The 12,967-nt window shown below is 70.0% G+C and carries 11 protein-coding genes; 5 read left to right on the forward strand and 6 right to left on the reverse strand.

Features of this window, described 5'->3' with window-relative positions; all coding sequences use genetic code 11:
- Window positions 1–308: 308 nt before the first annotated feature.
- Genes BLR95_RS14850 through BLR95_RS14860 form a run of 3 tightly spaced genes read right to left on the reverse strand, consistent with a single transcriptional unit; the run spans window position 309 to window position 4,629 of the window.
- Window positions 309–752 (reverse strand): response regulator, encoded by a 444-nt coding sequence (locus BLR95_RS14850; protein ID WP_092621958.1) that lies wholly within the window; start codon window positions 750–752, stop codon window positions 309–311.
- Window positions 749–2,344, reverse strand: coding sequence for a sensor histidine kinase (locus BLR95_RS14855; RefSeq protein ID WP_143131038.1), 1,596 nt, complete (start codon window positions 2,342–2,344; stop codon window positions 749–751). Before BLR95_RS14855 ends, BLR95_RS14850 begins: the two co-directional genes overlap by 4 nt.
- On the reverse strand, window positions 2,341–4,629 hold the full coding sequence (locus tag BLR95_RS14860) for an ATP-binding protein (protein WP_176787899.1): 2,289 nt from the start codon (window positions 4,627–4,629) through the stop codon (window positions 2,341–2,343). Before BLR95_RS14860 ends, BLR95_RS14855 begins: the two co-directional genes overlap by 4 nt.
- A gap of 233 nt (window positions 4,630–4,862) precedes the next feature.
- On the opposite strand from BLR95_RS14860, the gene BLR95_RS14865 reads away from it, so the two are divergent.
- The 3 genes from BLR95_RS14865 (at window position 4,863) to irrA (ending at window position 8,908) form a co-directional block, all read left to right on the forward strand.
- Window positions 4,863–6,350 carry a sigma-54-dependent transcriptional regulator gene (locus BLR95_RS14865; protein ID WP_092621976.1) on the forward strand — a complete coding sequence of 496 codons (1,488 nt, stop codon included), beginning with the start codon at window positions 4,863–4,865 and terminating at the stop codon, window positions 6,348–6,350.
- A 227-nt stretch (window positions 6,351–6,577) separates the two neighbouring features.
- Complete coding sequence (locus tag BLR95_RS14870) at window positions 6,578–7,975, forward strand: NAD(P)H-dependent flavin oxidoreductase (protein ID WP_092621964.1); 1,398 nt, start codon at window positions 6,578–6,580, stop codon at window positions 7,973–7,975.
- Window positions 7,976–8,491: 516 nt separating this feature from the next.
- Window positions 8,492–8,908 carry an iron response transcriptional regulator IrrA gene (irrA, locus tag BLR95_RS14875; protein WP_218119574.1) on the forward strand — a complete coding sequence of 139 codons (417 nt, stop codon included), beginning with the start codon at window positions 8,492–8,494 and terminating at the stop codon, window positions 8,906–8,908.
- Window positions 8,909–8,999: 91 nt separating this feature from the next.
- Here irrA and modC read toward each other — a convergent pair whose 3' ends face one another.
- The 3 genes from modC to BLR95_RS14890 form a co-directional block, all read right to left on the reverse strand.
- On the reverse strand, window positions 9,000–10,094 hold the full coding sequence (modC, locus tag BLR95_RS14880) for a molybdenum ABC transporter ATP-binding protein (RefSeq protein ID WP_092621966.1): 1,095 nt from the start codon (window positions 10,092–10,094) through the stop codon (window positions 9,000–9,002).
- On the reverse strand, window positions 10,084–10,749 hold the full coding sequence (gene modB, locus BLR95_RS14885; RefSeq protein ID WP_092621968.1) for a molybdate ABC transporter permease subunit: 666 nt from the start codon (window positions 10,747–10,749) through the stop codon (window positions 10,084–10,086). The genes modC and modB overlap by 11 nt, the downstream gene beginning before the upstream one ends.
- 505 nt (window positions 10,750–11,254) lie before the next feature.
- Window positions 11,255–11,767, reverse strand: coding sequence for a helix-turn-helix domain-containing protein (locus BLR95_RS14890; protein WP_176787901.1), 513 nt, complete (start codon window positions 11,765–11,767; stop codon window positions 11,255–11,257).
- A gap of 249 nt (window positions 11,768–12,016) precedes the next feature.
- Between BLR95_RS14890 and BLR95_RS14895 the strand changes: the two genes are divergently transcribed.
- Together BLR95_RS14895 and BLR95_RS14900 are read left to right on the forward strand one after the other, a co-directional pair.
- Complete coding sequence (locus tag BLR95_RS14895) at window positions 12,017–12,310, forward strand: helix-turn-helix domain-containing protein (RefSeq protein ID WP_092621972.1); 294 nt, start codon at window positions 12,017–12,019, stop codon at window positions 12,308–12,310.
- Between the two features lie 58 nt (window positions 12,311–12,368).
- On the forward strand, window positions 12,369–12,967 hold a 599-nt coding region (locus BLR95_RS14900; protein ID WP_092621974.1), incomplete at its 3' end, for a ParB N-terminal domain-containing protein.

A 12,967-nucleotide genomic window follows, 5' to 3' on the forward strand; every position in this document is an offset into this window, starting at 1 on the left:
CCACCCGCTTCGAAAAGTCGGCACAGAACTTCTTGGCCGCTGTCATGTTGGCTTCAACACGACTCTGGATGCGGGATTATGAGTCCAGAACCTAGGGCGCGATCTGCTCTCGATTCAATGATTTAGAGCACGGCCTCGCGGTTATCTGGGGTCACAAAGTGACCCCAGATAACCGCGACGTGCTCTAGCGACGCGGGGCGACGCGGCGGATTACACCCTGGTCAGCGACTGGTCGGGCGATGTGTCCGGCATCATTCCGGTTGGTGAGGACGGCCAACCGGGCACCCCCAAGCTCTCCCCTTGCCCCCTCAGCCTCCGGGCAGGGTGACGATTTCCAGCCAGTAGGACTCGACCACCTTCATCGCCTGGACCAGCCCCTCGAAGGTCACCGGCTTGGTGATGTAGCTGTTGCAGCCCAGTTCGTAGGTGCGCACGATGTCCTCCTCGGCCTTCGAGGTGGTCAGCACGATGACCGGGATGCGGCGTAGCGAGGGGTCGGCCTTGATCCGCTCCAGGGCCTGGCGGCCGTCCATCACCGGCATGTTGAGGTCGAGCAGGACCAGGGCCGGGCGCGGCGTGTCGGCGCCGTAGCGCCCCTCGCGGTACAGATAGTCGAGCAGTTCCTGGCCGTCGCGCACATGGTGAAAGTCGTTGGCCAGCCTGACTTCGGCCAGGGCCTTGCGGGCCAGCATCACGTCGGCGTCGTCATCGTCGGCCATCAGGATGGTGACCGGTTGGCGGGAACCACTCATGGGTCGGCAACTCCTTGGTCGGGCAAGGCGGCGGAGGCCTTCGGGTCGGGCAGGCGGATGACCATGCGGGTCCCCACCCCGGGCTTGGGGTGGGCGCTGATCGCGCCCCCGTGACGGTCGATGATTCGCTGGCAGATCGCAAGCCCCATGCCCAGACCATCGGCCCCCGGGCGGCTGGGGTCGGCGCCCTCCGGATGCAGGCGGCGGAAGGGCAGGAAGACGGTTTCCGCCTGCGCCGGGTCGAAGCCGCTGCCGTTGTCGGCCACCGCGAAGGCCACCCAGCCGGGCGGCGCCGGTTCCTCGCCCAGGTCGATCCGCAGCCGCCGCGCCGGGTCGGCGTAGGCCAGGGCGTTGTGCAACAGGATCGACAGCACCTGGCGCATCTGGTCGGCCTGGGCATACACGGTGGGCAGCGGACCGACCGTCACCTCGGCCCCGGCGGCGGCCAGTTCCTCCCCCATCTCGGCCACCACCTGACGGGCCAGCGGCGCCAGTTCCAAACGGCCGGCCGTGACCTCGGTGCGGCCGGCGCGGACCAGGGCCCCCAACTGGTCGACCAGGGTGGCCAGACGCGCCCCGGACTGGTTGAGGGCGGCCAGCAGACCGACCGCCTCGGGGTCGTCGGGACGGTAGCGGCTGGCCAGCAGATCGCTCAACAGGCGGGTCTTGCGCACCGGCTCGGCCAGATCGTGGGCGGTCAGCCAGGCCAGGTGTTCCAGTTCGCCGAGGGCGCGGCGCAGGCGCTCCTGCTCGGCCACCACCCGCTCGCGCTCGATGGCCAGCCGGCGCCCCAGGCGGTCGATCGAGGCGGCCAGGATGCCCAGCTCGCGCGGCGCCCGGCTGAGGTCGGGCAACGCCTCGGCGCTCCCCCCGGCAAGCCGCCGGGTGGCGGCGGCAAGGCAGGTCAGCCAGTGGGTCAGGCTGCGCTCGAGCAGGGTCCAGGCGAGCACCACGACCAGCAGCACCGCCCCCAGGGTGCCGCCGATCAGGCGCCCGCGGGTTTGCGAGATTTCCGCCTCGATGTCGGCTTGCGGGCGATGCGCCAGAAGGTGCAGGGGCCACCCGGGCAGCGGCGCGGCGACCCGGACCGTGGCCGCTGATCCCGCCGGCCGACCGGCCAGCGGCCGCCCAACCCGGTCGAGCAGGGCGATATCCACCTCGGGGTGTTGCAGGGGCTCGAGCAGGCGGTCCAGCCACGCCGGTTCCAGCCGCACCGCCAGCCCCGCCGCCTCGAGCGCCGGCGCCTCGCCGTTCTCCCCGGGCAACAGGCGCGGGAGCCCGGGGGCCGGCGCCTGTTGCCCGGGGAGGTCGGCAAGGCGGACCCCGAGGGCCGGGCTCAGGTCGATCAGGCGGTCGATGGCCCGGGCCGACTCGAGGCCGGCGGCGACGACCAGCAGGGCGGCGGCGTCGTCCAGCCCGGCGGCCACCCGCTGGGCCGCCAGGCCGGCCACCTGGGCGATGTCCTCGCGGGCCCGGCTCCGGGCCTCCTGGGTCAGATGGCGGACGGTCAGGATTTCCAGCACGACCACCGGCAACAGGGCAACCAGCACCGCCAGCCCGATCATCAGACGCAGGGAGGGTTGACGCCTCACCCGTCGGTCAGTCCGGGCACGGCGGGCTGATGTTCGGCCGGCGGGCTGGCTGGTGTCTCGGCGTCGGAGCGGTCGGGCAGGTCCTGATGGCGCAGCGGCAGGTCGATGATGAAGCTGGCCCCGGCATCGATCCGCCCCTCGGCCCGGATGGTGCCGCCATGGTGCTCGACGATGCGCTTGCAGATGGCCAGCCCCATGCCGTTGCCGGGGATGCCGGAGCGCCCATGCAGGCGCCGGAAGGGCAGGAACAGGTCCTCGGCCCGCTCCTGCGGGAAGCCGATGCCGTTGTCGGCCAGACGCAGCACCAGCCGATCCCGGGGCGCCTTCTGGCGGCTCAGGATGATCTCCAGCGGGCGTTCCGGATGGCGGTACTTGAGGGCGTTGCCGAGCAGGTTGCGGAACAGCTGGCGCATCTGGGTCGGCTCGGCGTCAAGCGTCGGCAGGTCGGGCACGGTCAGGCGGGCCTTGGCCTCGTCCAGCGACTGGCCGAGCAGGGCCCGGCAGTCCTCGATCACCCCGTTGAGGTCGACCGGCTCGAACGGCTGGGCCCGGGTGGCGATGCGCGAATAGCCCAGAAGGTCGTCGATCAGGGCCTGCATGCGGTGGGCCCCGTCGATCATGTAGTCCAGATACTCGCCGATCTCCGGGGTCATGGTCCCGCCCAGCTCGCGCTTGAGCAGACTGCCAAAGCCCGAGACCTTGCGCAGCGGCTCCTGCAGGTCGTGGCTGGCCACGTAGGCGAACTGTTCCAGGTCGGCGTTGGAGCGTTGCAGGCGCTCGGTCATTTCGGCCAGTTGGTCGGCCTGGCGCTGGGCCTCGGTCACGTCGCGGGCGTGGCACATGGCGCGGGCCCGGTTGCCGGCCAGGGCCTCGATCGGGCTGACCACGTAGTCGTAATGGTGGATCTCCCCATCGGCCCCGGCCATGCGCACCCGGGCCGACAGCGGCTGACCGGTGGCCAGCGCCTGACCGCGGGCCAGATCGAAGCTTTCCATGGCCAGCGAGTCGAGATCGAGCTCGCGCCAATGACGGCCCAGGACCTCCGCCTCGCTCAGCCCCAGCACCCGACGCGCCTGGGGGTTGAGGTAGACGAAATGCCCCCGCTCGTCGAACAGGAAGACCAGATCGCTGGTCGCCTCCAGCAGGTGGTCGACGACATGGGTCTGCTCCTCGTGGCGGGCCGCGTTGGCCGACACCTCGGCGACTTCCCGCTCGCGTTCGTCCAGTCGCTGGGCCAGGGCGGCCACCGCCCGGCCGACCTCGCGCCATTCGCCAGGGGCGCCGGTCAGGCTCCCGGTCAGCCGGGCCAGGGCGTCGCCGTCGCGCCGGTCGGCCACCGCGGCGATGGCTTGGTTGGCGCGGCCGATCCATTTCAGGATCAACTGGCGCGCCGCCAGCCAAGCGATGCCGATGGCCAGCAGAAGGCTGGCCGCCAAGGCCACCCACTGGGCGAGCAGGGCCTGCTCGATGCCGGCCTGGACATGATGCACCGGCAGGCCGACCGCCACATGGACCGGCAGTCCGCCTGGCTCGACCAGCCCGAAGATGCGCTTCACTCCATCCGGGCCGATGGTCGTCAGGTTGGCCTGCCGGCCCTCGATGAAGGCCCGGCCGAGGGGGGTGGTCGACAGGTCCTGGCCAATGAAGCCGGCGATGCCCGGATGGTGGACGAGACCGTGCAGGTCCTGGTCAAGGATCACCAGACTGGCCCCCGGGCCGCCCAGGAAGCGGTTGAACCGCTGGTCGAGCTGGTTGAGCTGAAGGGCCACGGCGATGATGCCCTTGAAGGCGCCGCTCACATCGCGCCGCGCCACCGCCAGCACCTGGGTCGGCTCGCGGTAGCGCCGGCCGACGACGACCCGGCTGACGGCGAAGCTGGCGCCGTCCCGCAGTTGCTGGAAGTAGAGCCGGTCGGAAATGTCGATGGCGGCGGTGTCGGCAACCGGCCGGCAGGGGCCGACCACCCCCTCCGGGCCGGTCGCCCACAGCCCGCCGAGGTTGGCGTGGGTCGCACTCAAGGCCCCGAACAGGGGCTGGCAATCGGCTTCAAGGCCGCGGTTGTCGCGGTCGTAGGCCGCCAGCCCGGTCAGCAGGCTGCGCGCCTGATCGATCATGGCGCGGTAGCCGCCGGCCGCCACCTCGGCCTGGATCAGGGCGCGTCGCTCGACTTCGGCCAAGGCCGCCTGACGCCGCTCCAGGGTGCCGTGGACCAGGGCGGCCACGAGCGGGGCGACGACAAGCACAAGGCAAAGCCACAGGCGTGCTCTGACGCTATCGATCAGCAACGGGCGGGCTCCCATGCCGGTTCCGGCGCCGGGGGGACCGGCGGCCCGGGACCTGGGATCGGGGGTCATGGCGTCCCTCGGAGCGCCACGACGACTCGACACACGATTGTGGTCCCGATGGCACGCCGTGCAAAGCAGAATCGCGCCAGGAATGAACCGCCAAAGGCGGCCAGGCGCGCCGCATAAACTTACGGTTGCCGCAGGCCACGGCCCGGGCCTACAGTCTTCGGGCCATGTGCTCCGCCCAAGCGACCACCGACTCCACGCCCACGCCCCCGCCCCCGGTCCCCGACCGCCAGGGGCTGGCCGTGCTGCTGGTCGAGGACACGCCGCCCCTGGCCCGGGTCTATCAGGAATACCTGAGCGATGAACCCTACCGCATGTGGCTGGCCGAAACCGGCCGCGCCGCCCTGGCGCGGCTCAAGGAAGCGCCGCCGGCGGCGGTCATCCTCGACCTCAAGCTGCCCGACATGGACGGCCTCGACATCCTGCGCCACATCCGCCAGCAGCGCCTGCCGGCGGCGGTGGTGGTGATCACCGCCCACGGCTCGGTCAGCAACGCGGTCAGCGCCATGCAGGCCGGGGCGGACGATTTCATCGTCAAGCCGTTCACCGCCGAGCGGCTGATCTACACCCTGCGCAACGCCCTGGAGCGGCGCCATCTGTCCGAGCAGGTGGACGAGCTCAAGGCCAACATCCAGCGCCGCGCCTACGGCGGCTTCATCGGCTCGTCGCTGGCCATGCAGGCGGTCTACACCATCATCGACAACGCCGCCGCCAGCCGGGCCAGCGTGTTCATCACCGGCGACAGCGGCACCGGCAAGGAGGTCTGCGCCGAGGCCATCCACGCGCGCAGCGGCCGGACCGGGCGGCTGGTCGCCCTCAACTGCGCGGCGATCCCCCACGAGCTTCTGGAAAGCGAGGTCTTCGGCCACGTCAAGGGCTCGTTCACCGGCGCCGTGGCCGACCGCGAAGGGGCCGCCGCCCTGGCCAACGGCGGCACCCTGTTCCTCGACGAGATTTGCGAGATGGACCTGTCGCTGCAGGCCAAGCTGCTGCGCTTCATCCAGACCGGCAGCTTCCAGAAGGTGGGCAGCGGCGCCGCGCAGCGGGTCGACGTGCGCTTCGTCGCCGCCACCAACCGCGACCCCTGGACCGAGGTCGAGGCCGGCCGCTTCCGCGAGGACCTCTATTACCGCCTGAACGTCATCCCCCTGCACCTGCCGCCCCTGAAGGACCGCGACGGCGATGTGGTCGAGATCGCCCGCGACCTTCTCGCCCGCTTCGCCGAGGAGGAAGGCAAGACCTTCACCGCGCTCAGCGCCGAGGCCGAGGCGCTGCTGCTGGGGTACCCCTGGCCGGGCAACGTGCGCCAGTTGCAGAACGCCATCCGCAACGCCGTGGTGCTGAACAACGGCCCGCTGCTCGAGGCCGGCATGTTGGCCGCCGCCCTGGAACGCATGGGCGGCCCGCTGGCCGGCGGCGAGGGCGCGCCGGCCGCCCCCTCCCCGTCGTCGGGGGCGAACGGCACCCCGCCGCTGCCCCCGGTGGCCGGCTCGGAGGCCGACATCCAGCCCATGTGGCGGGTCGAGCTGGCGCACATCCGCCGCGCCCTGGCGCTGTGCGGCAACAACGTGCCCCGGGCCGCCGCCCGGCTCGAGATGAGCCCCTCGACCATCTACCGCCGGCTGCGCGACATGGCCCCCGACGACAGCCCCTGAGCGGCGCCTTCAAAGGACCCGCCAGGCAGCCCGGCGGGCTGGTCGGGGAGGGGCACGAAATTCCTTGGCGGCAGGCGGTGTCGGTCCTATATACAGGGGCCGACTGCACGGCCGCCCCGGACTACGCAACGGCCGGCGACAAGAGTGGTTGCCCCTTTTTCCGCCAACCCCCGTTGCCCTTGCGTTATTCCCGCGCGACCGCCCCCTGTCCCCCGAAGAGGTCCCGCGTGAGAGCCATCAATCCCATTCTTTTGTCGGGCAAGGAAGTGCTGCCCCTGATCGAGGGCGGCAAGGGCATCGCGGTGTCCAACGGCGAGAGTTCCGGCGCCTGGGCGGCGGCCGGCGGCGTCGGCACCTTCTCCGGCGTCAACGCCGACATCCTGGATGAGAACGGCAACGTCATCCCGGTCGTCTACCACGGCAAGACCCGCCGCGAGCGCCACGCCGAGTTGGTCGACTACGGCATCAATGGCGGCATCACCCAGGCCCGCATCGCCCACGACATGGCCGGCGGCGAGGGCCGTCTGCACGTCAACATCCTGTGGGAGATGGGCGGCGCCGAAGAGATCCTGGAAGGCATCCTGAACGGGGCCAAGGGGCTGATCCACGGCGTCACCTGCGGCGCCGGCATGCCCTACCGGGTGGCCGAGATCGCCGAGGCCCACAACATCCACTACTACCCCATCGTCAGCTCGGCGCGCGCCTTCATGGCGCTGTGGAAACGCAGCTACCACAAGCGCGCCGGCTGGCTGGGCGGCGTGGTCTACGAGGACCCCTGGCGGGCCGGCGGCCACAACGGGCTGTCCAACTCGGAAGACCCGACCAGCCCGCAGGACCCGATGCCCCGGGTGATCGAGCTGAGGCGCGCCATGCGCCAGGCCGGGGTGCCCGAGGTGCCGGTGATCATGGCCGGCGGCGTGTGGTTCCTGCGCGAATGGGCCGACTGGCTCGACAACCCCGACCTGGGGCCGGTCGCCTTCCAGTTCGGCACCCGGCCGCTGCTGACCCAGGAAAGCCCGATCCCGGACGCCTGGAAGCAGCGCCTGCTCACCCTGGCCAAGGGCGACGTGCTGCTGCACCGCTTCAGCCCCACCGGCTTCTACAGCTCGGCGGTGCGCAACACCTTCCTGCGCGAGCTGGAAGCGCGCAGCCACCGTCAGGTCGACTATGTCCGCGCCGCCGAGGGCGAGATGACCGCCCCGCTGCCCCTGCCGCCGCGCGGCCGCGAGGTGTTCCTGACCCCGGCCGACAAGGCCCGCGCCGACTCCTGGATCGCCGAGGGCTTCAGCGAGCCGCTGCGCACCCCGGACAACAGCCTGATCTTCGTCACCCCGGAAAAGGCGGCCGAGATCCTGAAGGATCAGGCCGACTGCATGGGCTGCCTGTCGGCCTGCAAATTCTCCAACTGGGCCCAGAACGAGGCCGGCACCACCGGCAAGGCGGCCGATCCGCGCAGCTTCTGCATCCAGAAGACGCTTCAGGGCATCGCCCACACCGATCAGATCGACACCCAGTTGATGTTCGCCGGCCACAACGCCTATCGCTTCGCCGAGGACCCGTTCTACGCCGGCGGCCGCATCCCCACGGTGGGCGAGCTGGTCGAGCGCATCCGCACCGGCGACTGAACCGGCGCCTGAACTGGCGACCGAACCGGCAACTGGGTCCACCCGGCAATTGGGCGACACGGGGCGAGGGCCAGGGCAACGGTCCGTCCCCGCCAGGGTGCATCGTCGGCGCCCCAAGGCCTCAACCAGAGATTTCAAAAAGAACCCCGCACGGCGCCTTGGCGGCATCTTGGCGACCTCTTTGGCATATCTTGGCTGAAACGCACACCGACCTGGCGAGTCCAAGAAGGCCGACCATTTCCACTGGCAATTGAAGAGGCCGGGCCTTGCCGCCCGCCGCCGGATTCTCTATACTCGTTCTGATTACCAGTTTCTGGCAACCAGAACCCCTGCGCCGGGGCTTGGCCTTGATGCGGCTCCGGTACTTTCGGTTTCCGGTACTTTCGGTAAGGAGTGAAAACGGTGCGGACCCAGTCTTCTTCCCTCGCGACGGCTGCCGGTGCCGCCGGGCTCCAGGACACCGCCCTTCACAAGGCCCCCCAAGATACTTCCCAAGAAACCTACCAAGAGGCCGACTTGGCGGCCGAGTTCGGTCTGGCCGCCCTGCTGCGCCGCCACGGCCTGCGCCCGACCCGCCAGCGCATCGCCCTGGCCAACCTTCTGTTCCAGCCCGGCGGCCGCCACCTGAGCGCCGAGGTGCTGCACGACGACGCCAAGCAGGCCGGCATCCAGGTCTCCCAGGCGACCATCTACAACACCCTGAACCAGTTCACCGAGGCCGGGCTGCTGCGGGAGGTCGTGGTCGACCCGACACGGGCCTACTTCGACACCACCACCACCCCGCATCACCACTACTTCTTCGAGGACAGCGGCCACCTGGAAGACGTGCCCGATGGCCTGATCCCCCACATCCCCACCCCCCCGGCCCCCGAGGGCTGCAAGGTCACCCAGGTCGAGGTGGTGGTCCGGGTGCGCCGGGTGGAGGAGCGGTAACAGCCGCCCCAACCAGCGCCCCCGCGGAATCCACACGGCCATGGGGCCGGCCCGGAACGGGGCCGGCCCCAGGCTTTTTCGCCCCCCTGGTTCAGGCCCGATCCAGGGCCGCCGCCTTGATCCGGGCGTACACCGTCTCGCCCTCGGCCAGCCCCAGGGCCTGCCACGACTTCAGCGAAACGCGCGCCAACAGCCGATCCGCGCCGCCCGGCAGGTCGAGGAACACCGTCACCTGATGGCCCGGGCTTTCCCGGTGACCGACCACCCGCCCGGGCAGGGTGTTGAGGATCGAGGTGTCGACCGGCGGTCGCCGGCCCAGGCTGACATCGGCCGCCAGCACCTTCAGCCGCTGCCGCCGCCCCACCGGCCACCGGCCGCCGGGCACCAGCAGGTCGCCCGCCGCATGCCGCAGACGGACCAGACCGTACTCGGGCTCGTGGCCGACCACCTCGGCTTCCAGCACCGCCGCCGCGTCGGGCAGACCGGCCAGGGGCAGCGCCGGGTCGGCCAGCAGTTGCCCCAACGGCCCGGCGGCGCGCACCCGCCCGGCCTCCACCAACACCAGATGATCGGCCAGCCGCTCCACCTCGGCCAGATCGTGGCTGACATAGAGCACCGGGATCGACAGCGCGTCGTGCAGACGCTCGAGGTAGGGCAGGATGTCCTGGCGGCTGTCGCGGTCCAGCGCTGCCAGCGGCTCGTCCATCAGAAGCAGGCGCGGCTGGCCGAGCAGGGCCCGGGCGATGGCCACCCGCTGGCGCTCGCCGCCCGACAGATGGGTCACCGCGCGCTCCAGCAGGTGGGCGATGCCCAGCCACTCGACCACGTCATCGAAGGCAATCGCCTCCCGGACCCCGCCCCTGGCCACCCGGCGCCGGCCATAGTCCAGGTTGCCGCGCACCGACAGATGGGCAAACAGGCTGGCCTCCTGGAAGACATAGCCCAGCGGCCGGCGATGGGTCGCACGGAAGGTCCGCCCGTCCTGCCACACCTCGCCGCCGACGCTGAGCCGCCCCGGCAGCCGGGTCAGCCCGGCCACGCAGCGCAGAAAGGTCGTCTTGCCACAGCCCGAGGGACCGAACAGCGCCGTCACCCCGTGCCCCGGGGCGCTCAGCGCCATGTCCAGCGCGAAGTTCCCCAGGCGGCCGGTGAAGCTTGCCTCGATGGGGGTCGGATCAGCGGTCATGGCGGCGCAGCCTCTTCTCCAGGGTCATCATGGCCAGGATGACCACGAAGGCGAACACCAGCATCCCGCCGGCCAGCAGATGCGCCTTGTCCCACTGCAAGGTCTCCACGTAGTCGAAAATGGCCACCGACAGCACCCGCGTCTCGCCCGGGATGTTGCCGCCGATCATCAACACCACCCCGAACTCGCCCATGGTGTGCGCAAACCCCAGCACCGCCCCGGTCAACAGCCCCGGCCGGGCCAGCGGCAGGGCAACGCTGACGAAGCGGTCCCAGGGGCCGGCGCGCAGGGTCGCCGCCACTTCCAGCGGGCGCTCGCCGAAAGCCTCGAAGGCGGCGCGGATGGGCTGCACCACGAAAGGCAGCGAATAGAACACCGAGCCGATCACCAACCCCTCGAAGGTGAAGGCCAGCGACCGCCCGCCCATCAGACCGGCCAGCCAGCCGCCGGGGCCGTTGGGTCCCAGAACCAGCAGCAGATAAAAGCCCAACACCGTCGGCGGCAGAACCAGCGGCAAGGCCACCACCGCCGCCACCGCCTCCTTCCAGCGGGCCGGCGACCGGGCCAGCCACCACGCCACCGGCGTGCCGACCAGCAACAACACCACCGTGGTCAGAAAAGCCAACCACACCGTCAACCAGATCGCATCAGCCATCGGCTTTACCTCTGAAACTCCTGGAAGAAAGGGGCTCCGCCCCTTGAACCCCGCCGGGGGACCGAAGGCGGTCCCCCGGACCCCCGCCAATTCGTTGGGAGGAAAAACGCCCGTGAAGGAGAAACACGCGGCGGGGGGTTTTCGCAGGCCAGCTTCGCTGGCCTGCAACCAAAAACCAGCCGGCGTTCCACACGGCCTTGACGGTTTGTCCCAAGGAAAGTGTGGGTTGACACCTGATCTTGGAGGGAGGCGGGATATGGTGGGATCGGGCGGGATGTGGCGGGATGGCTGGGGTTTCGGGGCGGGCCGCCGTCCGGCTTCGTTTTTGGAGTAGGCGCCGGAAAGGGCCGGATCGACACTTGATGTTGGAGGGCAACCATCCCGTCGCCAGCGGCCTCCCAACCGGCTCTCAACATACCCCCAAAACGACAGCACGCCAGCGCACACACCCTTGAGCTTGCGCGATGATCTCGGGCAGGTTGTTGCTGGGGCGAATTCACCACCTTCAGGCCCGGCGTTTGCTCTGCCCGTCAGTGGGGGCGGCGCGAAGGTCTCGCCGGAGGTGCTGCAGGGCGAGCTTCAGTGCCACCTTGCGGTCGTCGGGGTCGTCGTAAGCGGCAACCAGGTCGGCGTGGATACGGGCGGCCAGTCGCCCGAGGTCGCGGGGCGGCAAACCCACGTTCTCCTCGCGATAGACCGCGATGATGCCGTCGATGAGGTGAGCATGCACTTCTTCGTCCAACTTAGCCGGAACGTCCGAAGCGAGCGCTTTTTCGCGCACCATCATCTCGCCCTCGCCGGTTAGCACCCAGTTGATATTGACGCCGAGGCGCTGGAGCTGCGCTAACACCGCAGTACCAGGGAGACTGCGGCCAGATTCATAGTCCTGCCAACCCCGCGTGCTACCACTCAACCGCTCGCTGAGAGCGCGTTGACTCATTCCCAGCGCCTCGCGCACGGCTCGCAGCCGGCCCGCGAGCGCCGCGCGTTCATCACCGGGGATGCCAATGCGGGTCATGCCAGACCTCCGCGCACGAACCATTGCGCCCGGCGAGGGTTACCAAAAGGCCGCAAGAGTTCGAGAAAAAGAAAATAAAAACAATCAGTTAACGGAATTCGCACGCGACCTGTCCGGCTGCCGTAGTTTTGCGCGCATGACGGCTTGAAGTGAGCGAAAAACCGTGTCATCATCCCTACCAACGTAGTTACAAACGTAAGCGTCACCCCCTAGAGAAACCGGCCCTGGCGGGGGCCGGCGGGAGCGAGGATGAACCTGCGCGCCATCAAACACCGAGCGATCGACATTCGCGGCCTGCTGCACAAGCGGGGCCTGACGCTGACCGGCGTGGCGCTCGCGGCGGGGCTGCCCGAGGCGGCCTGCCGGGTGGCGCTGCGCCAGCCCTACTACCACGCGGAGCAGGCCATTGCCCGGGCCCTCGACACGACGGCCCAGCGCCTGTTCCCCGAGCGGTACGAGCCGGACGGCACGCCGCTTCATCCACCCAAAGACGGTAGCGCGGCGGCGGTGCGGCCCGCCAGTCAAAAGCGCGACTGCGCCTGAACAGGAGACTCGCGGTGCGTGAACAGGATCGTCTTCGCCCCACCGGAGAGACCGAGCGATGAAGGAACCGATGAAGGAACTGGGGCTGAACACGGTCGCCCTGTCGGCCGTTGACGTGGGCGACCGCCTGCGGGCGGTGGACGAGGCCTATGCGCATCTGCTGGCGGAGAACATCGCCGAGGTGGGGTGCCTGCGCCAGCCGATCGAGGTGCGGCGCCTGACGGCGAAGACGTACCGGCTGATCGCCGGGGCACATCGGTTGCGGGCCGCCGAGCTTCTGGGGTGGTCGGACATCCCGGCGTTCGTCTACCAGGGGTCGGACGAAGCGGCGCGGCTGCGCGAGATCGACGAGAACCTGGTGCGGCACGAGCTGAACCCGCTGGACCGGGCCGTGTTCCTGGCGCAGCGCAAGGAAGTCTACGAGCGCCTGCATCCAGAGGCGAAGCATGGGGCGCAAGGAGGCCGGGGCAGCAAGCGGAATGAAAACGACATCATGTCGTTTTCAAAGGACACCGCCGAGCGCTGCGGACTGACCGACCGGACCATCCAGCGCGCGGTGAGTATCGCCACCGGGTTGGCCCCGGATGTGCGGCGGGCCCTGGTGGGTACGCCGCTGGCCCGGGCGCAGAAGGAGCTGCTGGATCTGGCACGGCTGCC

The sequence above is a fragment of the Roseospirillum parvum genome (assembly GCF_900100455.1).
GTDB lineage: Bacteria > Pseudomonadota > Alphaproteobacteria > Rhodospirillales > Rhodospirillaceae > Roseospirillum > Roseospirillum parvum.

What these genes read in the sequence shown, in the direction of transcription:
- BLR95_RS14895 (WP_092621972.1), top strand. Translation starts at nt 12,017, where the DNA reads ATGAACCTGCGCGCCATCAAACACCGAGCGATCGACATTCGCGGCCTG.
- BLR95_RS14890 (WP_176787901.1), bottom strand. Translation starts at nt 11,767, where the DNA reads ATGACCCGCATTGGCATCCCCGGTGATGAACGCGCGGCGCTCGCGGGC.
- BLR95_RS14865 (WP_092621976.1), top strand. Translation starts at nt 4,863, where the DNA reads ATGTGCTCCGCCCAAGCGACCACCGACTCCACGCCCACGCCCCCGCCC.
- modB (WP_092621968.1), bottom strand. Translation starts at nt 10,749, where the DNA reads ATGGCTGATGCGATCTGGTTGACGGTGTGGTTGGCTTTTCTGACCACG.
- BLR95_RS14850 (WP_092621958.1), bottom strand. Translation starts at nt 752, where the DNA reads ATGAGTGGTTCCCGCCAACCGGTCACCATCCTGATGGCCGACGATGAC.
- modC (WP_092621966.1), bottom strand. Translation starts at nt 10,094, where the DNA reads ATGACCGCTGATCCGACCCCCATCGAGGCAAGCTTCACCGGCCGCCTG.